Raw genomic sequence first — 22802 nt, 5'->3', positions numbered from 1 at the left:
GAGGTCCGAGGGAGGGCACCCGTGCAGGTCACCGAGACGGTCGAGATCACCGGCCACCTGATGGACTCCGGGCTGCTGTCCCGGGTCCTCGACGACATCCGCGGGTACGGCGGGGAGTACACGCTGGACAAGTTCGACCTCGGCTACGACAAGGACGACCCGTCCACGGTCCGGATGACGGTCGGCGCGGACGACGAGGAGTCGCTGCAGCGGCTGCTGATGCGGATCCAGACCAAGGGCGCGAACCTGGTCGACCCGGGGACGCCGGAGATCACCGAGGTGACCACCGACGGCGTGTTCCCGGACGGGTTCTACTCGACCACGAACCTGCCGACGAGCGTGCGGCTGGGTGGCCACTGGGTGGCCGTGCAAAACCCGGAGATGGACTGCGGGCTGCTGGTCGAGGGTGAGGCCGTGCGGACCGTTCCGATGTCGGACGTGCGGGCCGGGATGAAGATCATCACCAGCGCGCAGGGGGTCCGGGTGACGCCGCCGATCGTGGCGAACACCGAGGAGGCGTTCGGCTTCATGGAGTCGGAGGTGTCCTCGGAGAAGCCGCAGCGGGTGCTGGTGAAGCAGGTCGCCGACGGCATGCGCGAGGCGAAGGCGAACGGGCAGAAGGTGCTGTGGGTCGGCGGCCCGGGCATCGTCCACACCGGCGCGGCGCCGGCGATGGTCGCGCTCGTCGAGGCCGGGTTCGTGGACGTGCTGTTCGCCGGGAACGCGCTGGCGACGCACGACATCGAGTCCTCGCTGTACGGGACGTCGCTCGGTGTCGACCTGGCCCGCGGTCGCGGGGTCGAGCACGGGCACGAGCACCACATCCGGGCGATCAACACGATCCGGAAAGCGGGGTCGATCGCGGACGCCGTCGAGCAGGGCGTGCTGACGTCCGGCGTGATGCACGCGCTGGTCCGGCAGGGGAAGAAGTTCGTGCTGGTCGGTTCGGTGCGCGACGACGGGCCGCTGCCGGACGTCTACACCGACGTACTCGAGGGGCAGCGGGCGATGCGGGCCGAGCTGCCCGGCGTCGGGTACTGCCTGATGGCGGCGACGATGCTGCACTCGGTTGCCACTGGCAACATTCTGCCGGCGTCGATCCCGCTGACCTGCGTGGACATCAACCCGGCGACGGTGACCAAGCTCGCCGACCGCGGCTCGTCGCAGGCGCGCGGGATCGTCACGGACGTCGGGTTGTTCGTCGAGCACCTGGCGCGGGAACTGTCCCCGGAGTACGCCGAGACGAAGTAACATCACGCGGGTGACTGAAGACTTCGAAACGTTCCTGCGCCGGTTCGAAGAGGCCAACACCGCCTTCATCAACGGTGACCCGTCGCTGTGGCTGCCGCTGGTCTCCCACAGCGAGCACACCTCGATCTTCGGCGGCTTCGGCGGCCACGAGGTCGGCTGGTCCCAGATCGGCCCGCGCTACGAGTGGGCCGCGGCCCAGTTCCGCCCGAGCGGCGCGAAGGTCGAGTTCGAGTACCTCGAGAAGCACGAGGGCACGGACACGGCGTACACCGTCGCGGTGGAACGCTGCACGGTCGAGTACAAGGACCGCCCCGACCCCCTGGCCCACGTCCTCCGCGCCACGATGATCTTCCGCCGCGAATCCACCACCTGGAAAATCACCCACCGCCACGCCGACCCCCTCACCCCAAAAACAGGCCCCTCAGGCCCGTAATCACACCGTCCGATCGCGCTGCTGGGCAGCGGCGCGGGTCGGGGGGCGGCGCGGACGCTCGTCGGCCGACGCACCTCGCGCAGGTGTCTCGAGCGCCAGATCCGTGCTGATGCCCGCTCCACGGAGGACCCGCTGCTGCAGGTCCGCGGCGAACGTGCGGACCGAGGCGACCTGGTCCGGAAACCTGGAGAAGGTCTGCCGCTGCGCCTGGGTCGCCGGCTGCTCATGCCGCATGACGACCACCTGCTCGTACTTCTGGTCCGACCGGAAGATGGACTCCGACCGGGACGGCGTCACCAGCAGGGTCCCCCGCTGCTCGTCCGACAGTTGACCGGCGCGGTAGACCATGACGTCGTCGAGCGCCTCCTCCTCGAAGTACTTTTCCCCGTTCGCCTCGCAGGTCGCCCGCACCGCGTCCAGGATCACTTCCGCCGGCACCGCATGCCCGCGGAACGTGACCGTCAGGCGCACGTCCGAGTCCAGATCGATCTCTCGCATATCGCTACCTCTCCCACGACCGCTGACCCGCGGCCCCCGAGCCATGGATCCGGTCCGCCGCGCCGTCCCCGCCGCGGGGCTGGGTTGAGCGGGCGGCGGTCTGATCGTCGCGGAACCTGGCCAGGCCGCGGTCGAAGAGGCTCTCACCGTCGGTGCGGCGCCGGAACGCGGTCTCGAGCCGCTCGGACAGGCCGGCTGCTTCGGCCGCGCGTTGTGACGGGTAGGCCTCGACGTTATGGACGACATGCCCGTACTGAGCCGCCTCGTCGGCGACGACCATCAGGCTCGAGTACTTCGCCTCGGGGACGAAGGACACTGAGTCCATCCCGGGCCCCGGAGAGACGAACAGGTTCTTCTTCGGGTCGTTCGAGTGCTGACCGAGTACCGGAAACTCGCGGTCGCTGTCGCCGAAGGTCTCGGTGGTCTCGAAGAACGTCGTACCCGGGCCGCTGTCGCAGACCGCCTGCACCGTCTCCCTGATCTGCTCGTAGGTGAACCGGGCCTCGACCGGGACCCGGACCACAGCATCGGCCCGCGTGACGTTGAAGTCTTTCATCTGGCTCCTCGGCGCTCGGTTGGCTACTTCTCCAGCGGGCGGTTGACGCGGACGCTTGCGGTCGGGTGCCGGTCCTGGGCGCCGTCGGTGGTGGTGGAGCGGGTGCCGCCGGCCGCCAGTTGGTCCTGCTGGAAGAGGGCTGCACCACGCCCGAGCAGGTGTTCGCCGTCGGTGCGCTGGTTGAAGGCCTCGGTCAGACGCCAGGCCAGCGACGTCGCCTCCGCCGAGCGCTGGTGAGGCTGCGCTGTACCGTGGATCCGGCCGTCCTGGAGCTTCTCGTGGCCGACGACCAGCAGGTCGACGTTGACCTCGGTGCGGCTGAAGCCCCGCCGCCCGATGCCGTGCCCGGGATAGACGCCAAGGTTCTGCTCCGGTGTGCCGGCGTGCTGGCCGATGCCCCAGTACGAACCGCTGTAGCCCGGCGTTTCCACCGGCTCCTCGTAGAACTCGACGCCGGCAGCCCCGCAGACCTCCTGGACCGTGTCCCTGATCTGGTCGTAGGTGAACCGGGCGCCGAGCGGGACCCGCACGACGGCGTCGGCCCACTGCGCGTCGAAATCGTCCATCGGACTCCTCCAGCCGGGGTGAAGTTGTTCATGCTAGGAGTCTGTGGGGCCACCGGGTGGTTGGATGGGGGTATGACGGAGCTGGTGCACCTGGACGTGGACGGCGGCGTGGGGACGGTCACGCTGGACTCGCCGCACAACAAGAACGCGTTGTCGCAGCAGTTGACCGGGGAGTTGCTCGAGCGGCTGGACAGCGCCGGGGCGGACGATGCGGTGCGGGTGATCGTCGTACGGTCGGCGCTGGACGTGTTCTGTTCGGGGGCCGATCTGTCCGAGGCGACGACCGTCGGGATGGGGGTCGGAGCGCAGCGGATGGTCGACGTCCAGCGAGCGATCGTCGCGAACCCGAAGCCGGTGGTGGCCCGCGTGGCCGGGCCGGTGCGGGCCGGCGGGATCGGGATCGTCGCGGCGGCGGACATCAGCGTGGCGGGCGAGAGCGCGACCTTCGCGCTGACCGAGGTCCGGCTCGGGCTGGCGGCTGCCACGATCTCGCTGACCGTGCTCCCCCGGCTGACCGACCGGGCCGCGGCGTACACGTTCCTCACCGGCAACGCCTTCGACGCGCTCGAGGCGGCTCGGCTGGGCCTGCTCACGCTCACCGTCCCGGACGAGGGGCTCGACGAGGCTGTCACCACCGTGCTCGCCTCGCTGCTCAAGGGGGTCCCTCAGGGACTGCGCGAGACCAAGTTGCTGCTCAACCGCGACCTCCTCGCCGACATCGATGCCCGCGGCAAGGATCTGGCGGGCCTGTCGGCCTCCCTGTTCGGCTCCCCGGCGGCCCAGGAGGCCATGCTCGCCTTCCTCAACCGGAAGAAGAGCTGAGCTCGATCAGCAGCGGTAGGTGATCCGAGGCTGCGGCCAGGTCCTCGTGAGTGGCGGGGAGGTGGCGGAGGCGGCCGGTCAGCTCGGGTGCGAGCAGAGCGCCGTCGATGCGTTTGTACGGCGTACTGGAGTTGAAGGTGGGGCCGGCGTCGGCGCCGAGGTCGGTGAGGCCCTCTTCGGCGAGGCGTTTCCAGACCGGGCCGTTGGGTTCTTCGTTGAGGTCGCCGGCGAGCAGGTACGGCGTGTTGAAGCGGCGGCACCCGGTCAAGACCTGAGCGATCTCGTGCTGGCGGCCGCGCGGGTGCAGACCCAGGTGGCAGACGACCACGGCGATGCTCCGGGCGCCGAGGCGGACGTGACCGCCGACGGCGCCGCCGGGGAGTTGGGTGGCGATGAAGTTCAGCCGGCGGCGGATGAACGGGCGCCAGATCCGCCACCCGCGGATGCCGGTCAGGTCGATGCCGTCGGCAACCAGGATCGCGTTCCGCGCGGAGGCTGCGACGTACCGCATCCCGAAGCTCGCCGCCATAGCCCGTCGCTTCCGCCGCGTGCCGAACCAGGTCGGCGCCTCCTGCACCAGCATCACATCAGGCGCGCAAGCTCTCACCACCCGGGCCAGCGCCGCACGATCATCCCCCCACCGATGCACGTTGTACGACAGCACCCGGAGAACCGAGGTCGACGGGTCGCCGGGGGCTGAGGTCATGCCTCGGTGTCTACGTCGTGGAGGTCGTCCGGGGTGGCGGTGCGCATGCCGGTACGGCGGCCTGCGGACTTGCGGGCGGCTCGCTCGAGGCGGGTGGTGCGGCCTCGGGCTGCGGCGGACTTGGCGGTGACGGCGGTGGTCTTGACGCGGACGCGACGGAGCCAGGTGGCCTCCTCGCGAGCCAGGTCGGCAGCGCCGACGAGACCTGCTTCCGGGCCGAGGACCGCACGCACGATCCGCGCCTCCGGACGGAAGCCGCGCCCGGTCAGCGTCCGCTTGAACGCCTCGCGGGCCGGGGACAGCAGCAGCTCACCGGCATCCGACACGCCACCGCCGATCACGAACGTGCCAGGATCCAGCGCGGCCGCGAGGTTCGCGAGCCCGATGCCGAGCCATCGCCCGACGTCCTCGAGCAGCTCGACCGCGACCGGGTCGCCGTCCTTCGCGAGCTCGGTCACCATCGGCCCGTTGATCTTCCGCGGATCGCCACCCGCCGCACGCAGCAGGTTGTGCGCCACCGGCGAGCCGGACAACGCCAGCTCCCGGGCCTCCCGCGTCAGCGCGTTCCCGGATGCGTACTGCTCCCAGCACCCGCGGTTCCCGCACTCGCACCGATGACCGCCCGGCACGACCTGCATGTGCCCGAACTCCCCCGCGATGCCGAACTTCCCGCGCTGCAACGCGCCGTCGTTCAGAATCGCGCCGCCGATCCCCGTGCCCAGCGTGACGCACACCAGATGGCTCTCACCCTGACCGCCACCGAACCGCCACTCCGACCACGCGGCCGCGTTCGCGTCGTTCTCGACCACGACCGGCAGCCCGAGCCGGCGCTCGACCGCGTCCCGCAGCGGTTCGTGCCGCCAGGCGAGGTGCGGGGCGAACAGGACCGACGACCGCGTCACATCGACGAACCCGGCGGCGCCGATCCCGACCGCGATGACGTCGTGCCGCGACTCCAGGTCGTGGACGATCTCGGCGATCGCGTCCTCGGTCTCCTTCGGGTCGGTCGTCGGCGTGTCCCGCCGGACCCGGTCCAGGATGTTGGCTTCCGGGTCGACCACTCCGGCGGCGACCTTGGTGCCGCCGATGTCGATCCCGATCGTCAAAGCCTGCGTCAAAGCCACGGCAGAACCTTCCTCGCGACCCCCAGCGAACTGCCTTCAGTATCCCAGGTCAGGACAATCACCGCGGCGGGGCCACGGCCGGCGCCGGTTTGCGGGCCAGGTCGGCCGCTCCGATCAACCCGGCGTCGTTGCCCAGCAAGGCCAGCCCGAACTCCGGGTGCGGGCGGTTCGACCTGGCCGGCAGGTTCCGCTCGAAGGCGGCCTGGGCGGACTTCATGATCAGCTCCTTGGCCGCGCTCACCCCGCCGCCGATCACGATCAGCGTCGGGTCGAACATCGTCGCCAGGCTCGCCAGGCCCTCACCCAGCCAGCGGCCGAGGTCCTCGAGCAGCTCCACCGCACACGGGTCGCCCGCCATCGCGGCCTCGGTGATCATCGGACCGGTCAGCTCGGCCGGGTCGGTGATCCCGCAGACACTCAGCATCTGTACGGCCGCCAGCGACCCGGACTCCGCCGCTGCCCGCCCCTCCCGCACCAACGCACGCCCGGACGCGTACTGCTCCAGGCACCCACGCGCCCCGCACCCGCACCGATGCCCACCAGGTACGACGCGCATGTGCCCGAGCTCGGCCGCCACACCGTGAGCGCCGCGCAGCAGCTCGCCCTCGCTCACGACGCCGCCACCGATACCGGTACCGACCGTGATGCACAGCATGTGCTCCACGTGCTTGGCCGCGCCGAAGGCGAACTCGCCCCACGCCGCCGCGTTCGCGTCGTTCTCCACGACCACCGGAATCTTCAGTACGTCGGCCACTCGCACGCCGAGCGGCTCGTCCCGCCAGGCGAGGTTCGGCGCGAACAGCACCGTCGACCGGTCCGACGAGACGAACCCGGCGGCGCCGATACCGACCGCCTCCACCTCGTGGTTCGCGATCAGCTCGGCCGCCGCGGCACAGATCGCCGCGGCCGTTGCGTCGACCGAGTCCGCCGGGGTGTCGCGGTACGCACGGGCACCGATGGTGCCGTCTTCGCTGACCACGCCCGCGGCGATCTTCGTACCGCCGACATCGATACCGATCGTCAGTCCCATGGTTCGGGGTCCTCACTCACGTCGATCCGGTCCACCCGGGACCGGACCGGCTCCTGGTCCGGCGCCGAGGAACGCGACGCTGCGTCCTCGCGCGACTGCCGGGCCGCGTCCGCAGCGGCCTCCAGCAGAGATCTCAGCGACCCCAGCACGTGGGCTGCCGCCGTCGACAGCTGCTCGATCGTCTCCGGGCTGGTGTTCCGCACCCGGTGGATCAGCTGGCACACCGGGCACCACACACAGTCTGGGCCCAGCGCGTGCTCGTGCTTCCCAGCATCCGGAGCAGCGCCCGAGTCAGCGTCCGAATCCATGTCCGGAGCGTCTGAGGCGTCCGCAGGCGGCGCGTCCTGAGCGGCGGCGTTCTGCAGTAGCGCGAACAGCTTCGCAGCCTCCTCGGCGACCGACCCGACGGCCGTGTCCTTCGTCAACGGCCCTCCCCAATGACGGCTTCGCGGCGGGTCAGATGCTCGTGGTACTCCGCGGTCAGTCCCTGCGCGAGCTCCTGCGCGGACTCCAGCGGCCCTGCCCCACTAGGGACATCGGGCACCGCCGGTCGCACGCTCTCCCGCGGCGCGAACCGCACCTGCAGCCGTCCGTCGTCCAGCCGCGCGCCTGCGACCACGCCACGCGCCAGCGCCGCCGGCAACGGCAGCACCCGCCGGTACGACCCGACCGTGACGATCAGCTCGTCACCGTGCCGCGCCAGCTCCAGCTCGTTCGCAGAGGCCAACGGCAGCGGCATCGTCAGCGTGTACGTGCGCCCATCGGTGTCGATGTGCCGATCCACCCACAGCGACGTCTCGTCGGTGGCGCGGGCGAACGGGTCGTCCCCGCCGTACATCTCGACCGCGAACGCAGCCAGCTCCTCGACACCCACCGGCTCACAGACGCGGTACGGCGACTCCCAGATCGGCAGCGGCCGGAACGAATCGGCCACCTCCTCCAGGATCCCGCGCTGCGCCGCGACCCACTGCCGCCGCCACGTGTCCGCACCGGCCGCCGGGAACACCCGGTTCGCCACGACGCCGTCCACGCGGTACCCGTACAGCGACAACCGCGTCAGCGACCGCCGCGCCTCGGCGACCACGACAGCCTCCGGCGTCAGGACGAGACGCACCGACGCGTCCGGACCGGCCAGCAAGGTACGGATGTCCGACAGGTCGCTCTGCAGCCGGCGCAATGCGTCGAACACGTTGTCGTCCGGGACCGGTAGCGACGACCCGCGGCTCAGGAACGGCCGGAACGTCCGCATCACCTTGCGCTCGGCGTTGAAGATGCGGTCCATGTACCAGTTCAGCGCCTCCGGCAGCGCGAGCAGCCGGAGCGTCTCCGCGGTCGGCGCGCAGTCGACGACGATCACGTCCCAGCGGCCGGACCGGACGTGGTCGCGCACCTCGAGCAGCGCGAGCACCTCCTCCGCGCCGGGCAACACGGTCAGCTCCTCCGCCTCGATCGGGTCGACCCCGACCATGTGCAGGACCGACCGCAGATAGGCCTGGATGTCACCCCAGGACCGCTCGAACTTGCGCTGCGCGTCGATCTGCTGGACGAACAGCAGGTCGTCGATCTCGGTCGGCTCCGGGCCGACCTCGGAGTCGAACGCGTCCGACAGCGAGTGCGCGGCGTCCGTCGACAGCACCAGCGTGCGCAGCCCGCGGAGCGCCGCGAGCGTGGCCGTCCCGGCCGCGGAGGTCGTCTTGCCTACGCCGCCCTTACCTGTGTACAGCAGTACCCGAGTCACGTCAGATCAGGACTCGACGCGCTTCTTCAGCCCTTTGAGGGCCGTGTCGATGATGACCTTCTCGGCCTTTCGCTTGAGCATGCCGATCATCGGGATCGCCACGTCGACCGCCAGCCGGTACGTCACCTCGGTCCCCCCAGTGCCGTCGGTGCCGGTGCTCAGGTCCTTCAGCACGTAGGCGCCGTCCATACCCTTGACCATCTTGGCCTCGACCAGCGTCCAGGTCACCTCGTTGCGGGACCAGACGTAGGCCAGCGTGTACTCGTCGGAGATCGCGCCGGCGTCGACCTTGAACCGGACCTTGTTCGGCCGGCCGGCCTCGTCGGTGGACAGCACCTCGGTCTCCCGCATCGAGTCGGCCCAGTCCGGGTACGCCGCGAAGTCCGCGATCACCGCCATGATTTCCTTGGGAGTCGCGTTCACCACGATGGTCGAGGTGGTCTGTTCCGCCATCGATTCACCTCTTCGCCGGTCCGGTCTCACTGTCCTCAACGGAGACTATCGCGGGATCGGACGAGGTACGTCGTTCGCCCACCGCGCGGCCCGCCTCCAGTTCGTCCTTGAACCGCCACAGGCGCTCCCGGTACGCCGCGACGTACCGCTCCTCGAGCCGGAGCAGCCCGCGGCCCCGCACCGGCCGGGCCGGGTCGACCCGGAGGTACCAGTGCACGACGACCCCGTCACGGACCGGCTCGAGCCACCACTCCGCCGTACCGATCGCGGCGCCGGTGACGGCCCAGCGGACCCCCTCGAGTCCACGCCGCTCGGTGGCGGTCAGCGTGAGCTCCGGCCACCACTCACGCCACAGGGTGTCCGACCCGAGGCACTCGGCGACGTAGGCTGGATCCGCAACGACGAAGTCGTCGCAACTGATGTCGAGCGTGGGCATGGCTAGAACCTAGTTCCGTGGGTCACATAAACCTGGCTACTTGTGGGTAGGTGACTGTAGCGTGCGCCGGAAGTCGACAATTCTGACCGACTGAGGAGACGCGGATGCGTGAGTACACCGTTCCTGCTGTGACCGAGCCCGCCAGCGGGAGCCTGAGCGACCCGGTCTGGGCGAACGCGTCCTCTCATCCTGACACCGCGGTGTTCAGCCGGCGGGTCGAGGGCGGCTGGGTGGACGTCACCGCCGCCGAGTTCGCGAAGCAGGTCACCGCGGTCGCCAAGGGACTCATCGCGGCCGGCGTGAAGGCCGGCGAGCGGGTCGCCATCCTCAGCCCGACGCGGTACGAGTGGACCCTGGTCGACTACGCGATCTGGAGCATCGGCGCGGTCACCGTGCCGATCTACGAGACCTCGTCGGCGTCGCAGATCCAGTGGATCCTGACCGACTCCGAGGCGGTCGCGGCCGTCGTCGAGAGTCCCGCGCTCGCCGCCGTCGTCGACTCAGCCCGGGCCGAGGCGCCCGGCCTGGAGGAGATCTGGCAGATCGAGGCCGGCGCGGTCGACCAGCTGACGGTGCTCGGCCAGGAGATCAGCGACGCCGAGTTCGACAAGCGCCGTACGGCGGTGCAGCCGGGCGACCTGGCCACGCTGATCTACACCTCCGGGACGACCGGGCGCCCGAAGGGCTGCAAGATCACCCACGCGAACTTCCTCGACGAGCTCGGCCCGGCGGTGAAGATCCTCGACGACCTGTTCGACACCAACGGCGCGAGCACGCTGCTGTTCCTGCCGCTGGCGCACGTGTTCGCCCGGATCATCCAGGTCGGCTGTGTGATGAAGCGGGTGAAGGTCGGCCACAGCGCGGACGTCAAGAACCTGGTCGCCGACCTCGGCGAGTTCAGGCCGACGTTCATCCTGAGCGTGCCGCGGGTGTTCGAGAAGGTGTTCAACTCGGCCAGCCAGAAGGCGCACTCCGAGGGCAAGGGCAAGATCTTCGACGCTGCCGCGGACACCGCGATCGCGTACTCGCAGGCGCAGGACAAGGGCGGGGCGTCCTTCGGGCTGAAGGCGAAGCACATGCTGTTCGACCGCCTGGTCTACAGCAAGCTCCGCGCGGTCCTGGGCGGAAAGGTGCAGTACGCCGTCAGCGGTGGAGCGCCGCTCGGTGACCGGCTGGGTCACTTCTTCCGCGGGATCGGCGCGCCGGTCCTCGAGGGCTACGGCCTGACCGAGACCACCGCCGCGGTCGCGGTGAACCTGCCCGGCGACATCCGGATCGGCACCGTCGGGCGGCCGCTGCCCGGCGTGACCGTCGGCGTCGCGGAGGACGGTGAGCTGTGCTTCAAGGGTGGCCAGGTGATGCAGGGCTACTGGAAGAACGACGAGGCGACCGCGGCGGCGATCGACGCCGACGGCTGGTTCCACACCGGCGACCTGGGCGAGTTCGACGTCGACGGCTTCATCAGGATCACCGGCCGGAAGAAGGAGATCCTGGTCACCGCGGGCGGGAAGAACGTGTCGCCGACGCAGCTCGAGGACCAGATCCGGCTGCACCCGCTGATCAGCCAGTGCATGGTGGTCGGCGACGGCAAGCCGTTCATCGCGGCGCTGATCACGATCGACCCGGAGACCATCGTGCCGTGGGCGACCGAGCGCGGGAAGCCGACCGACGTCGCGTCCCTGACCGACGACAAGGACCTGATCGCCGAGGTCCAGCGGGCCGTCAACGAGGCGAACGACACGGTCTCCAAGGCCGAAGGCATCAAGAAGTTCTCCATCCTCCCCACCGACTGGACCCAAGAGTCCGGCGAACTCTCCCTCAAACTCTCCCTCCGCCGCCACATCGTCATGGAAAAACACACCGAAGACGTCGAGGCCTTGTACGCGAAGTAGCGTCCAGGCAAGAGCTCAAAGAACAAAGAACAGAGAAAAGAAGAGATTTAGAGTGGTGGCCGACTTCGGCGGTCAGCCGGAGTTTGTCTGAGTGCGTGAGGGTTATTCAGAAAGTCACCATCCGAGTCGACAGAGTTCGAGGCGGACGGTGATGCGGATGATGTTGGTTAGTTCAGTGCGTCGGCCGATGTAGCCGGTGCCGAGGACTTCCAGTTCTTGAGGTGGCCGATAGCGCGTTCGCCTGCGAATCGTCGGGTGTCGAGCAGCGGCATGATCGAGCGGTTGATCCGCGATACGGCCGGCTGGTTGATCCCGTCCAGGACCGCGAGGACCGTCTGGCTGACGTTCTGCCGTAGGTACAGCACCAGCACCACCTGCCGGTACCAGGCGAGTGTCGACGGGCGCCCGCACCGCCCGACCGATCGGCCAGAACCTGGAGTCTCCAAGTCGGTCGCCGAAGCCGGCCACCACTCTGAATCTCTCTTCTTTCCCTGATCTTTCGTTGTTGTCTTCCCTCGGTCTGCACCGGACCAGTGCCTGCTGAGGTCTGGTCGGGGGTAGGGTTTTCGCTTAGCCTCTGGGGCAGGCGGGCGCCGCGGGGGTGCCGGCCGGTACGCCGGTACCCGGGGGGGATCGGTCACAGGACTGAGGGTCGCTCGCGTTGCCCTGGGGTGTTCTGAGGTCCCGTGTGCACCTCCTTGTGTGACGGCGTCATCCGCCTTCACGGGAGGCACCACATGCGGTCACCGATCCACCGACGATCCACCCGACGCACCATCACGGCCGGCGTATCCGCCGGCCTCCTCGTCGCCGCGATGCTGCCCATGCTCAGCGCATCCGCCGGCACGTCCCCCACCGCGCCCAACGGCCGCCCCTGGACCGCGTCGCCCCTGACGGTGTCCAGCTCGGTCAACGGCGCGAAGTCCCCGAGCGGCCAGCTCGCCCAGAGCGACCCGGCCCTCGTCAACAGCACCTCGGCCCAACAGGTCCGGGTCGTCGTCAAGCTCGACTACGACGCGGTGGCGGCGTACCGCGGCGGCCTCAAGGGCCTGCCCGGCACCAGCCCGTCGGTCACCCATAAGCGCCTGGACCTGAAGAACGCGAACTCGGCGAAGTACCTCCAGCACATCGCCGGCGTCGAGAACGACTTCCTCTCCGCGCTGCGGGCCAAGGTCCCGAGCGCCAAGGCCGGCCAGCGGCTGCGCACCGTGTACGGCGGTATCGCGCTCACCGTGCCGGCGAACAAGGCCCGCGACCTGCTCAAGCTGCCCGGTGTGGCCGCGGTCCAGCAGGACAACCCGCAGCACCTGCTCACCGACTCCAGCGGCACCTTCATCGGCGCCCCGACGATCTACAACCAGCTCGGCGGCTCAGCCAACTCGGGCAAGGGCGTCATCGTCGGCATCCTGGACAGCGGCGTCTGGCCGGAGCACCCGTCGTTCGCCGACCCGGGCAACCTGCCCGCACCGGCCGCCAAGGCCGACGGCACGCCGCGGACCTGCAACTTCGGTGACAACCCGCTGACCCCGGCAACCGACGTCTTCCAGTGCAACCGGAAGCTGATCGGCGGCGCGCCCTTCCTCGACACGTACAACGCGGTCGTCGGCGGCGAGGTGTACGGCAACAGCGCGCGGGACTCCAACGGGCATGGCACGCACACCGCGTCGACCTCGGCCGGCGGCGCCGTCGCGCACGCGAACCCGCTGGGCATCGACCGGGGCTCAGTCCTCGGCATCGCCCCGGCCGCCGAGGTCTCGGTGTACAAGGTCTGCGGCGCAGCTGGCTGCTACCCGAGCGACTCGGCCGCAGCCGTCGCGCAGGCGATCCTGGACGGCGTCCGGGTGATCAACTTCTCGATCTCCGGCGGCAGCGACCCGTACAGCGACCCGGTCGAGCTCGCCTTCCTGGACGCGTACGCGGCCGGCGTGTTCGTGGCCGCGTCCGCGGGCAACTCCGGTCCGGGCGCGAACACCACCGACCACCGCAGCCCGTGGGTGACCACGGTCGCGGCGTCGACTCAGGATCGGACCTTCCGCTCGACCGTGACGCTGAACTCCACCGACGGCGCGACCGCGACCGTCTCCGGCGCGTCGATCACCGCCGGCACCGGGCCGGCTCCGGTCGTCTCCGCAGCGGCGGCGCCGTACAGCGACCCGCTGTGCAGTCACGCGGCGCCGCCGGGGATCTTCAGCGGCAAGATCGTCCTGTGCCAGTTCAGCTCCGGCCGGGTCATGAAGGGCTTCAACGTCCGGCAGGGCGGCGCGGTCGGCATGCTGATGTACAACGCGGCGCCGTTCGACGTGTTCACGGACAACCACTGGCTGCCCGCCGTACAGCTGGAGAAGCCGGACTCCGACACCCTGCTGGGCTTCGTCGCCGGGCACCCCGGCATCACCGCCTCGTTCACCCAGGGCGCCAAGACCACCTGGCAGGGCGACGTGATGACGTACTTCTCGTCACGTGGCCCCGGTGGTGACTTCCTCAAGCCGGACGTCACCGCACCCGGACTGCAGATCATGGCCGGGCTCACCCCGACGCCGGAGTCCCCGGCCGAAGGGCCGCCCGGGAACTACTTCCAGGTGATCGCCGGTACGTCGATGTCGTCGCCGCACGTGGCCGGCGCCGCCGCACTGGTCTTCGCCCTGCACCCGTCGTGGACGCCGGGCCAGGTCAAGTCCGCGCTCGAGACCACGGCGAAGACCGCGGTGACGAAGCCGGACCGCGTCACCCCGGCCGACCCGTTCGACGACGGCGGCGGCCGGATCGACCTCACCAAGGCCGGCGACCCCGGTCTGACCATGGACGAGTCGGCAGCCAACTACGCGCTCGCGGCCGCCGACGTACTCAACCGGATCGACCTGAACCTGCCGTCGGTGAACGCGCCGACCATGCCGGGCCTGATCACGGCCCAGCGGACGGTCACCAACGTCACCAACCAGACGCTCCTCTTCAACGCGAGCGGTACGACGGTCAACGGCGCGAACATCAGCGTGCTACCACCGGTGTTCCAGGTGAAGCCGGGCAAGTCGCAGAAGCTGACCATCGCGATCAGCGCGCCCGACGTACCCGACGGCCAGTACTTCGGGCAGGTCAACCTGAAGCAGATCGGCGGCAGCCGGGCCCTGCACCTGCCGGTGGCGTTCTTCCGCCAGGAGGGCATCGTGCCGATCGACCAGACCTGTGCGCCGTCCACCATCGCGCGGAACACCGGTCAGTCGACCTGCACCGTGACCGTGCAGAACAACAGCCTGCAGACCACCGACGTGACCGCGGTCAGCACGCTGAGCTCGCAGCTGCGGCTCAACAGCGTGACGGGAGCGACCAAGGTCGGCTCGCAGATCGCGACGACGACCAAGACCCTGGCCGGGCGTCAGCCGGACAAACCAGTGATCGCACCGGGCAGCACGCCGGCGGGCTACCTGCCGTTGAGCCAGTTCGGCATCCCAGCGACCCCGATCGGTGACGAGCAAGCGCTGAACTTCACCGTTCCCGCGTTCGTGTACGCCGGGCAGACCTACACGTCGATCGGCGTGGTCTCCGACGGCTACACGGTCGCCGGCGGCGCGGCCGGCAACGACGTACAGCCCACACCGCAGAGTCTGCCCAACCCGGCCCGGCCGAACAACGTGCTCGCACCGTTCTGGACGGACCTGGACGGCACCGGCGCCGAGGGTGTCCGGGTCGGCAGCCTGACCGACGGCGTGAACGCCTGGATCGTCATCGAGTGGCACGTGAACGTGTACGGCACCACCAGCCAGCGCACGTTCCAGCAGTGGATCGGCACCAACGGCGCCGAGGACATCAGCTACACCTATGACCCGGGGAACCTCCCCGCCGCCCCGCCGGCCGGCTACGGCCTCACGGTCGGTGCGGAGAACTTCGACGGTTCGGCCGGCAGCCAGATCAGCGGCACACCGACCGAGGACCTGGTGGTCAAGTCGACGCCGGGTGCACCGGGTGGTTCGCTGACGTACTCGATGAACATCAAGGGTGTGCAGAAGGGCGTCGGCACGGTGACGACCGGCACCTCGACACCACTCGTCAAGGGCGTCACGATCGAGGTCGACAGGATCACGGTCAACTAGCACCTCAACCAGCGGCACCCTGAGTAGCGGCCCGGCATCAGCCAATCGGCTGATGCCGGGTCGAGCTCGTCGGGCGATGTGGCCGGGGTACGTCGTCCGCGAAGCTCGAGGCATGATCCCGAGCCCGACCGCACCGGTCATCGAAGTCACCAACCTGCGCAAGTCGTACGGCGGCCGGACCGTCGTCGACGACCTGTCGTTCAGCGTCGCCGAGGGCGAGATCTTCGGCATCCTCGGCCCGAACGGCGCCGGCAAGACCACCACCGTCGAGTGCATCGAGGGCCTCCGCACCCCGGACAGCGGCAAGATCCGGATCGCCGGTCTCGACCCGGTCGCCGACCACGCCGCGGTCACGCAGGTGCTCGGGGCCCAGCTCCAGGAGAGCCAGCTCCAGGCCAAACTCACGGTCCGCGAAGCGCTCGAGCTGTACTCCGCCTTCTACCCGCACCCGGCCGACTGGCGGCCGCTCGCCGAACGCCTCGGCCTGGTCGCTCAGCTGGACACGCGGTTCGGGAAGCTCAGTGGCGGCCAGCAGCAGCGCCTGTTCATCGCGCTCGCGCTGATCGGCAACCCGCGTGTCGTTGTGCTCGACGAGCTGACGACCGGGCTCGACCCGCGCGCCCGGCGGGACACCTGGGAGATCGTCGAGGACGTCCGTGCCAACGGCGTCACCGTCCTGCTGGTCACGCACTTCATGGAGGAGGCGCAACGCCTCTGCGACCGGATCGCCGTGATCGACCAGGGCCGGATCACCGCGCTCGACACCCCGCAGGGGCTGATCAGCCGGACCGCCGGCGCCACCATCATCTCGTTCACGCCGTCGGCACCCCTCGACGACCACGAGGTGGCCGCACTCCCCGCGCTCGCCTCGGTCGAGCACAAGGACGGCCGGGTCACCCTCAGCGGGACCGACGACACGGTCACCGCGGTGCTCTCGCTGCTCGCCCGCAACCGCATCACCGCGCACCAGCTCCGCGTCTCCGACGCCACGCTGGACGACGCCTTCCTCGACCTGACTGGAGCCTCCCGATGAGCACCGCCGTACCGACCACGACGCCGTACTTCGCCGTCCTGCGCGCTGAGGCGAGGCTGTTCCGGCGCGAACCCGGCAGCCTCTTCTGGGTCCTCGCCTTCCCGCCGATCCTGCTGGTGATCCTGGGCAGGATCCCGTCGTTCCGGAAGCCCGACGACGGCCTCGGCGGCGTTCGCCTGATCGACCTGTACGTCCCGGTGCTGGTCCTGATCGCGCTGGTGATGATCGGGCTGCAGACGATGCCGTCGACGATCACCGGGTACCGCGAACGCGGCATCCTGCGGCGGATGTCGGCGACGCCCGTCCGGCCGTCCGCTCTGCTGTCCGCGCAGATCGGCCTGAACGGCGCCGCGGCGCTGATCTCGGTCCTGGTCTGCTTGACGATCGGCCGGCTCGCCTTCGACGTGGCCCTCCCCCGGCAGGCGTTCGGCTACGCGCTGGCGCTGCTGCTGACGGCCACCGCGGCCCTCTCGCTCGGCGCCCTGGTCACCGCGCTTGCCCCGACGGCGAAGATCGCGTCGGCGATCGGTACGGCGATCTTCTTCCCGAGCATGTTCTGCGCCGGGCTGTGGATCCCGGTGAAGGCGATGCCGGACGTGATGGCGCGCATCGTCGTCCTGACGCCGTTCGGGGCCGCGGCCAGGGCCCTCGACCAGGCGTCCGCCGGTGACTGGCCCTCCTGGGCGCACCTCGGTGTGGTCGCGGCCTGGGCGCTCGCGCTCTCGGTCGGAGCGGCGCGCTGGTTCCGCTGGGAGTGACACCGTGCAAACTGGAGCCGTGGTGACGGCCGAGGCGACGATCGACCGGCGGAAGAAGGCGTTCCGCCGGTGGGTGCCGTACGGCCTGCTGACCATCGGCCTCGTGCTGTCCGTCGCGACGGCGAAGCTGATTACGCCGGCCCGGCCGCAGCAGATCGCGATCGCGATCGGCGTTGGCGCCGCGCTCGCGCTCCAGCTCTGGTGGGGTGACCGCACCGAACGCGGTCCGAGCCGCCACTCGCATGCGTACTTCGTCGTGCGATACCTGCTCGGCTTCGCGTTGACGGCGGTGAACCCGTTCTTCTCGTTCTTCGCCGTCGCCGGGTACTTCGACACCGAGGAACTGATCGCCGGGCGTCGCCGGCGGCGGGTCGCGCTGTTCGCCTGCTCCATCCCGGTTGCCGGCGCGCAGACCGCCGGCATCCCGGTGACCGCGGGGATGCGCTGGATCGTGTTCGTCGTACTGCTGGCGGCCAACAATGTGATGCTCACGTTGGTCACGCACTTCGCCGAGCAGGAGGAGCAACGCTCCCGTGAGCGGGCGGCCACGATCCTCGAGCTCCAGCAGGCCCACGACGAGAACGCCGCGCTGCAGGCGCAGCTCCTGGTGCAGGCCCGGGAAGCCGGGATCGCGGACGAGCGCCGCCGGCTGGCGGCCGAGATCCACGACACGATCGCGCAGGGCCTGACCGGCATCATCGCGCAACTCCAGGCGATCACCGGCGAGCGGGCCACCACGCAGGAATACCTGGACCGCGCCACCGACCTGGCCCGGTACAGCCTGGGCGAGGCGCGCCGCTCGGTCCAGAACCTCGCGCCGGCCGGCCTGTCGAACGACGGACTGCCGGACGTGATCCAGCGGACCGTCGACCAGTGGGCCGACCGGACGGGCGTCGCCGCACAGTTCACCCGGACCGGTACGGCGCAGCACCTGCACGGCGAGGTCTCCGGCACGCTGCTCCGGATCACCCAGGAGGCGCTCGCGAACGTGTCCAAACATGCGTCCGCGACCCGCGTCGGGGTCACGCTGAGCTTCATGGACGACGAGGTCACCTTGGACATCCGCGACGACGGAAAGGGCTTCGACCCGATGACACTGCCCGCCCGGACCGGCACCGGCGGCTTCGGCCTGGACGGGATGCGCGCCCGGGCCGAACGCATCGCCGGTTCGCTGACCATCGAGGCCGAGCCAGGCCTCGGGACCGCGGTCTCTGCTCGCGTACCGTTGGTGCTCTATGAGCGCTGACATCTCGCTGATCCTGGTCGACGACCACCCAGTCGTCCGGAACGGCCTCCGTGGCATGTTCGAGTCGGTGCCCGGTTTCACGGTCCTCGGCGAGGCGGCCGACGGCGTGGCCGCCGTACAGCTGGCGGACGAGCTCGATCCCGACGTGATCCTGATGGATCTGCGAATGCCGGGTGGCAACGGGTTGGATGCGATCACCGAGCTCACGAAACGTGGGAGCCGGTCGCGCGTGCTCGTGCTGACGACCTGGGACACCGACACCGACACGTTGCCCGCGATCGAGGCCGGTGCGACGGGCTACCTGCTGAAGGACGCTCCCCGCGACGAGCTGTTCACCGCCGTCCGGGAGGCCGCTGCTGGGCGGACCGTCCTGTCCCCGGCTGTCGCGTCACGGTTGGTGACCGCGGTCCGGGAGCCGGCGCCGAGCCCGTTGGCCGCCCGGGAGCGCGAGGTCCTTGCCCTGGTGGCGAAGGGTACGTCGAACCGCGACATCGCCCGGGAGCTGTTCATCAGCGAGGCGACCGTGAAGACGCATCTCAGCCATGTGTTCACGAAGCTCGGCGTGAACGACCGGGCCGCGGCCGTTGCCAAGGGCTACGAACAGGGCATCCTCGGGCGCGACTGACTTTGGTGCGTGGCTGACCTGACTTTTGGCGCGGGGCTGACCTGTCGGGGACTGACCGGTCAGGGGAAGGGGCCGGCGCGGAGGAGTGAGCTGGGGAGGCTTCGGGCCAGCTGCTTCTCCAGCCAGGCGGCGTTCGCGATGGTCTCCTGCAGGTCGAGAGTGGTGGACCAGCCCATGCGGTCCAGGAGATAGAGCAGGTCCTCGGTCGCGAGGTTGCGGGTCCCGGCAGGCGCGGACGCGCATCCGCCGGCGCCGCCGATGCTCGTGTCCAGGGTGGTGATGCCCGCCGTCAGCGCCGCCATGGCGTTCGCCGCGGCCGTGTTCCGGGTGTCGTGCAGGTGAAGCCTGAGCGGGAGCTCCGGACCGGCCACTTTGCGTGCCAGGGCAGCTCGTTCGGTGATCTCAGTGGGGACCGCGACGCCGACAGTGTCCGCGAGGGCCAGCTCGTCGGGGCCTGAGGCAACGACTTGCCGCAGTACTTCGCCCAGCCGGGGCGTCGGTACTTCGCCCTCGAACGGGCAGCCGAAGGACGCGCCGACGGTGATCGTGGTGAAGACGCCGGCCGCTTTGGCCTCGGCGACCAAGCCGGCCGCGGTCGCGCAGGCCTCGGCGGTGGTCATCCCCTGGTTGCGTTGGCAAAGGGTGTCGGTGGCGACTACCAGGATGTCGATCTCGTCGACTCCGCCGGCCAGTGCCCGTTCGAGACCGCGCTGGTTCATCACCAGGCCGGCGTACCGTACGTCGTCGTACCGCGGCAGCGCGCTCATCAGCTCGTCGGCGTCGGCGAGCTGCGGCACCCGGCGTGGGTCGACGAAGCTCGTCACCTCGATCCGCTTCGTGCCGGCCCGGACCGCCCGCTCGACCAACTCGACCTTGGCCTCGGTGGTGAGTACGGCGTCCTCGTTCTGCAGGCCGTCGCGCGGAGCCAGCTCCACGAGCTCGACGGACGTGACGCTCACCGCTCGTCCGCGACGTGGTCGGTCGCCGTACTTTCGCCCATGGCCTCGGCGTACCCCACCCTCAAACACCTGCCGCCGGCATCACGTTGCGGATCGGTGAAATGTCCTGAGTAATCCGATTGCGGCGGGGGTACCTGTGCTCCATGAAGCCTGCGCCTAAACCTCAAGTGGTCAGCTCCGCCCGCCGGCCGGTGGATGTGAGCGGGCCGTTCGTGTTCAGCTGGAGCGCCGTCGGCGACTGCGCGGTCATCCGCGTCGCCGGCGCGATCGACGTCGGCACGCTGCCGACGTTCTCCGGCGAACTGCACCACGTGATCACCACCAAGCTCCCGCGCCTCGTGGTCGACCTGCGCCGAGTCACCCGGATGGAGGCCGCCGGCCTCGACGTCCTCGCCACCGCCCACAACCTCGCCATCGAACACGGCGGCTGGCTCCGCACCTCAGGCGCCGGCCAATGGCTGGGCGACCTGATCCGAGCCACCCGAACCATCCACCCCCTGGACCACTACCCCACCCTCAAAGAAGCCCTCCCCGCCTACCGCCCCGCAGTAACCGGCCACCTGTAAAAAGCAGCAGAAGAAAAAGAAAGAACAAGAACAGATCAAAGAAAGAAACAAAGAAAAGAAATATAGAGTAGTTCGCTGCGTGGCCAGGTTGGCTCGCAACTGAAGGTCGGCAGGCACACGGCCAGAGGCATTGCATGACCATACCTTGGGTTAGCCGGCGCGTGCCTGATGCCAGCGAGGAGGTAGGCCGAGCCGAACGCTAGGCCGGCCGCCACCTCGAAATCTCCTGTCTTTTCTTTTCGTTAGAGTGGTAGACCAATTCAGACAATGGCTTATGGTGGGCTGGTTTTACCGCTATAGTCCTGGGCGTGATGACCTTTGACATCCGCGTCGGCGAGGTGCTCCGGACTGCGACGGCCACCGGCGCCCGGTCGGTGACTGCTCGGCCTGAGGCCTCTGGTCTGCTGCTGTACGACGTGGTCTCCGACGGCGGGCCGGTGACGTTGCGGTGGGCGTGGCCGGGTGAGGGGGCGGTTACCCTGTGGCGGGCGACTCTCAGTTCGCAGCGCCAGCTCCCCACGGACTGGGGCTCGCACCGCGACATCCGCTCCGTTCGCTCGGCTCCCGTGGCTTCGCTGGTGGATGGACAGGACCGGGCCATCATCACGGTCTCGTTGTCTTCAAACGTTCGTGGCTGCGATTTTGCGGTCGGGGTGAACGAGGAGAGCGCGGAGCAGCTGGTCGAGCTGACGGTGACGGATGTCGAGGGCGAAGGCTTTACTCTCCGGATCGATCTGCGGACCCAGCACTTCTCCGAGGCGTTGCGGCAGGTGACAGCGACCTGGACGAGCGAGCTGGGTGAGCGCGTGGCGGTGGTGCCGCGGCTTGCGCGGGCGGCGATGTACTCGACCTGGTACACCGACCACCAGCACGTGTCGGCCGAGTCCGTGGAGCGGCACGCGCGGGCGGCAGCGGCGTACGGGTGTGAGGCGGTGATCGTCGACGACGGTTGGCAGACCGACAGCACCGCCCGCGGCTACCGGTACTGCGGTGACTGGGAGCCGACCAGCGAGACGTTCCCCGACATGGCCGGCCACGTCCGCCGCGTGCACGACCTGGGCCTGAAGTACGTGCTGTGGATCGCTCCCCCGCTCATCGGCGCCCGCTCCAAGGCATGGGACCGGCTCGAGGGCCACACCCTCGGCGCCGCCGACGAGGAGGTGGCCGTCCTCGACCCGAGGTACGCCGACGTCCGCGAACACCTGCTGGAGTCGTGCATTCGGCCCGTCCGGGACTGGGGAGTCGACGGTCTGAAGATCGACTTCATCGACTCCTGGGCCCGGGACAATGTTCCCGAGGCGCCCGGCGGTGACTGTGAGTCGGTCGACGAAGGGGTCGAGCGGCTGCTGCAGGCGGTGACCGACGAGCTGCGCCGGCTGCGGTCCGACGTCCTGATCGAGTTCCGGCAGGACTACGTGAATCCGCGGCTCTGGCAGTTCGGGACGTTCCTGCGGGCGGGCGACTGCGCGCTCGACCCGGTCGAGAACCGGGTCCGCACGATCGACTGCCGACTGCTCGCCGGTGACCGCGCGGTGCACTCGGACATGCTGATGTGGCATCCCACGGCGTCGGTGGAGAACGTAGCCCAGCAGTTCATCGGTGCGATGTTCAGTACGCCGCAGGTGTCGATGAAGCTGGACGCTTTGTCGCCCGAGCACGACGAGGTGGTGCGGTACTGGATGGCGTTCCTGCACGACCACGCCGACGTGCTGCTAGACGGCGTACTGCTGCCGTCGCGGCCGGATGCGCGATACACGCAGGTCCGTGCGGTCGGGACGGCCGAGACCGTGGTCGCCGTGTTCACCAACCCGGTCGTGCGGCTGGAGGACCCCTGCACGCTGGTCGTGAACGGCGGCGCCGACGGCCGGATCTTCGTGGAGGGTGCGGACGGTGGGTCCGTCGACCTCGTAGTGTCGGACTGCACCGGCGTGGAGGTGTCACGGAGTACGACGACACCGCCTGCGCTCTGGACGGTCGACGTACCGATCGGCGGGGTAGCTCGCATCGTGCAGAACTAGGGGGACG

The 22802-nt window shown here is 69.5% G+C and carries 23 protein-coding genes; 11 read left to right on the top strand and 12 right to left on the bottom strand.

Going from position 1 to position 22802, the window contains the following annotated elements; genetic code table 11:
- Nucleotides 1-21: 21 nt before the first annotated feature.
- Together AB0E69_RS36665 and AB0E69_RS36660 are read left to right on the top strand one after the other, a co-directional pair.
- The gene (locus AB0E69_RS36665; protein ID WP_360157332.1) at nt 22-1251 is read left to right on the top strand and encodes a TIGR00300 family protein; all 1230 of its coding nucleotides are present in this window, start codon (nt 22-24) and stop codon (nt 1249-1251) included.
- Between the two features lie 10 nt (nt 1252-1261).
- Nucleotides 1262-1684 (top strand): nuclear transport factor 2 family protein, encoded by a 423-nt coding sequence (locus tag AB0E69_RS36660; protein WP_360157329.1) that lies wholly within the window; start codon nt 1262-1264, stop codon nt 1682-1684.
- On the opposite strand, the gene AB0E69_RS36655 is transcribed toward AB0E69_RS36660, so the two are convergent.
- Genes AB0E69_RS36655 through AB0E69_RS36645 form a run of 3 tightly spaced genes read right to left on the bottom strand, consistent with a single transcriptional unit; the run spans nt 1685 to nt 3304 of the window.
- Nucleotides 1685-2182: a hypothetical protein gene (locus AB0E69_RS36655; RefSeq protein ID WP_360157326.1), complete on the bottom strand. Its 498-nt coding sequence runs from the start codon at nt 2180-2182 to the stop codon at nt 1685-1687. It abuts the gene before it with no gap.
- 4 nt (nt 2183-2186) lie between these two features.
- Entirely contained in the window at nt 2187-2738 is a 552-nt protein-coding gene (locus AB0E69_RS36650; RefSeq protein WP_360157323.1) for a hypothetical protein, read from the bottom strand.
- 23 nt (nt 2739-2761) lie between these two features.
- The gene (locus AB0E69_RS36645; protein ID WP_360157320.1) at nt 2762-3304 is read right to left on the bottom strand and encodes a hypothetical protein; all 543 of its coding nucleotides are present in this window, start codon (nt 3302-3304) and stop codon (nt 2762-2764) included.
- Nucleotides 3305-3376: 72 nt separating this feature from the next.
- Between AB0E69_RS36645 and AB0E69_RS36640 the strand changes: the two genes are divergently transcribed.
- Nucleotides 3377-4126: an enoyl-CoA hydratase-related protein gene (locus AB0E69_RS36640; RefSeq protein ID WP_360157317.1), complete on the top strand. Its 750-nt coding sequence runs from the start codon at nt 3377-3379 to the stop codon at nt 4124-4126.
- On the opposite strand, the gene AB0E69_RS36635 is transcribed toward AB0E69_RS36640, so the two are convergent.
- The 7 genes from AB0E69_RS36635 to AB0E69_RS36605 are packed head-to-tail and all read right to left on the bottom strand — an operon-like array spanning nt 4107 to nt 9613.
- Entirely contained in the window at nt 4107-4832 is a 726-nt protein-coding gene (locus tag AB0E69_RS36635; RefSeq protein WP_360157314.1) for an endonuclease/exonuclease/phosphatase family protein, read from the bottom strand. The two genes, AB0E69_RS36640 and AB0E69_RS36635, sit on opposite strands and share 20 nt — an antisense overlap.
- Nucleotides 4829-5956 carry an ROK family glucokinase gene (locus AB0E69_RS36630; RefSeq protein ID WP_360157311.1) on the bottom strand — a complete coding sequence of 376 codons (1128 nt, stop codon included), beginning with the start codon at nt 5954-5956 and terminating at the stop codon, nt 4829-4831. The genes AB0E69_RS36635 and AB0E69_RS36630 overlap by 4 nt, the downstream gene beginning before the upstream one ends.
- A 58-nt stretch (nt 5957-6014) precedes the next feature.
- Nucleotides 6015-6986 (bottom strand): ROK family glucokinase, encoded by a 972-nt coding sequence (locus AB0E69_RS36625; RefSeq protein WP_360157308.1) that lies wholly within the window; start codon nt 6984-6986, stop codon nt 6015-6017.
- Nucleotides 6977-7411, bottom strand: coding sequence for a hypothetical protein (locus AB0E69_RS36620; protein WP_360157305.1), 435 nt, complete (start codon nt 7409-7411; stop codon nt 6977-6979). The genes AB0E69_RS36625 and AB0E69_RS36620 overlap by 10 nt, the downstream gene beginning before the upstream one ends.
- Nucleotides 7408-8724 (bottom strand): ArsA family ATPase, encoded by a 1317-nt coding sequence (locus AB0E69_RS36615; protein WP_360157302.1) that lies wholly within the window; start codon nt 8722-8724, stop codon nt 7408-7410. The genes AB0E69_RS36620 and AB0E69_RS36615 overlap by 4 nt, the downstream gene beginning before the upstream one ends.
- Nucleotides 8725-8730: 6 nt before the next feature.
- Nucleotides 8731-9177 (bottom strand): SRPBCC family protein, encoded by a 447-nt coding sequence (locus AB0E69_RS36610; RefSeq protein WP_360157299.1) that lies wholly within the window; start codon nt 9175-9177, stop codon nt 8731-8733.
- Nucleotides 9178-9181: 4 nt separating this feature from the next.
- A complete protein-coding gene (locus AB0E69_RS36605) occupies nt 9182-9613 on the bottom strand; it encodes a polyketide cyclase / dehydrase and lipid transport (RefSeq protein WP_360157296.1) in 432 nt (143 codons plus the stop codon).
- 104 nt (nt 9614-9717) lie between these two features.
- On the opposite strand from AB0E69_RS36605, the gene AB0E69_RS36600 reads away from it, so the two are divergent.
- On the top strand, nt 9718-11505 hold the full coding sequence (locus tag AB0E69_RS36600) for an AMP-dependent synthetase/ligase (protein ID WP_360157293.1): 1788 nt from the start codon (nt 9718-9720) through the stop codon (nt 11503-11505).
- A 167-nt stretch (nt 11506-11672) separates the two neighbouring features.
- Here AB0E69_RS36600 and AB0E69_RS36595 read toward each other — a convergent pair whose 3' ends face one another.
- Nucleotides 11673-11870 (bottom strand): transposase family protein, encoded by a 198-nt coding sequence (locus AB0E69_RS36595; protein ID WP_360157290.1) that lies wholly within the window; start codon nt 11868-11870, stop codon nt 11673-11675.
- Nucleotides 11871-12242: 372 nt separating this feature from the next.
- Between AB0E69_RS36595 and AB0E69_RS36590 the strand changes: the two genes are divergently transcribed.
- From AB0E69_RS36590 to AB0E69_RS36570, 5 genes are all read left to right on the top strand, one after another.
- Nucleotides 12243-15590 (top strand): S8 family serine peptidase, encoded by a 3348-nt coding sequence (locus AB0E69_RS36590; protein ID WP_360157287.1) that lies wholly within the window; start codon nt 12243-12245, stop codon nt 15588-15590.
- Between the two features lie 112 nt (nt 15591-15702).
- Entirely contained in the window at nt 15703-16623 is a 921-nt protein-coding gene (locus tag AB0E69_RS36585; RefSeq protein WP_360157284.1) for an ABC transporter ATP-binding protein, read from the top strand.
- A complete protein-coding gene (locus AB0E69_RS36580) occupies nt 16620-17381 on the top strand; it encodes an ABC transporter permease (RefSeq protein WP_360157281.1) in 762 nt (253 codons plus the stop codon). The genes AB0E69_RS36585 and AB0E69_RS36580 overlap by 4 nt, the downstream gene beginning before the upstream one ends.
- 4 nt (nt 17382-17385) lie before the next feature.
- A complete protein-coding gene (locus tag AB0E69_RS36575; protein ID WP_360157278.1) occupies nt 17386-18627 on the top strand; it encodes a sensor histidine kinase in 1242 nt (413 codons plus the stop codon).
- Entirely contained in the window at nt 18617-19252 is a 636-nt protein-coding gene (locus AB0E69_RS36570) for a response regulator transcription factor (RefSeq protein WP_360157275.1), read from the top strand. The genes AB0E69_RS36575 and AB0E69_RS36570 overlap by 11 nt, the downstream gene beginning before the upstream one ends.
- 59 nt (nt 19253-19311) lie before the next feature.
- On the opposite strand, the gene AB0E69_RS36565 is transcribed toward AB0E69_RS36570, so the two are convergent.
- On the bottom strand, nt 19312-20211 hold the full coding sequence (locus tag AB0E69_RS36565) for a hydroxymethylglutaryl-CoA lyase (RefSeq protein ID WP_360157272.1): 900 nt from the start codon (nt 20209-20211) through the stop codon (nt 19312-19314).
- A gap of 143 nt (nt 20212-20354) precedes the next feature.
- On the opposite strand from AB0E69_RS36565, the gene AB0E69_RS36560 reads away from it, so the two are divergent.
- On the top strand, nt 20355-20777 hold the full coding sequence (locus AB0E69_RS36560) for an STAS domain-containing protein (protein ID WP_360157269.1): 423 nt from the start codon (nt 20355-20357) through the stop codon (nt 20775-20777).
- Between the two features lie 311 nt (nt 20778-21088).
- Nucleotides 21089-22795 carry a glycoside hydrolase family 36 protein gene (locus tag AB0E69_RS36555; RefSeq protein WP_360157675.1) on the top strand — a complete coding sequence of 569 codons (1707 nt, stop codon included), beginning with the start codon at nt 21089-21091 and terminating at the stop codon, nt 22793-22795.
- Nucleotides 22796-22802: the final 7 nt, after the last annotated feature.

It is taken from the genome of Kribbella sp. NPDC026611 (genome assembly GCF_040638345.1).
GTDB lineage: Bacteria > Actinomycetota > Actinomycetes > Propionibacteriales > Kribbellaceae > Kribbella.
This window is presented reverse-complemented; position numbering and strand designations above follow the sequence as displayed.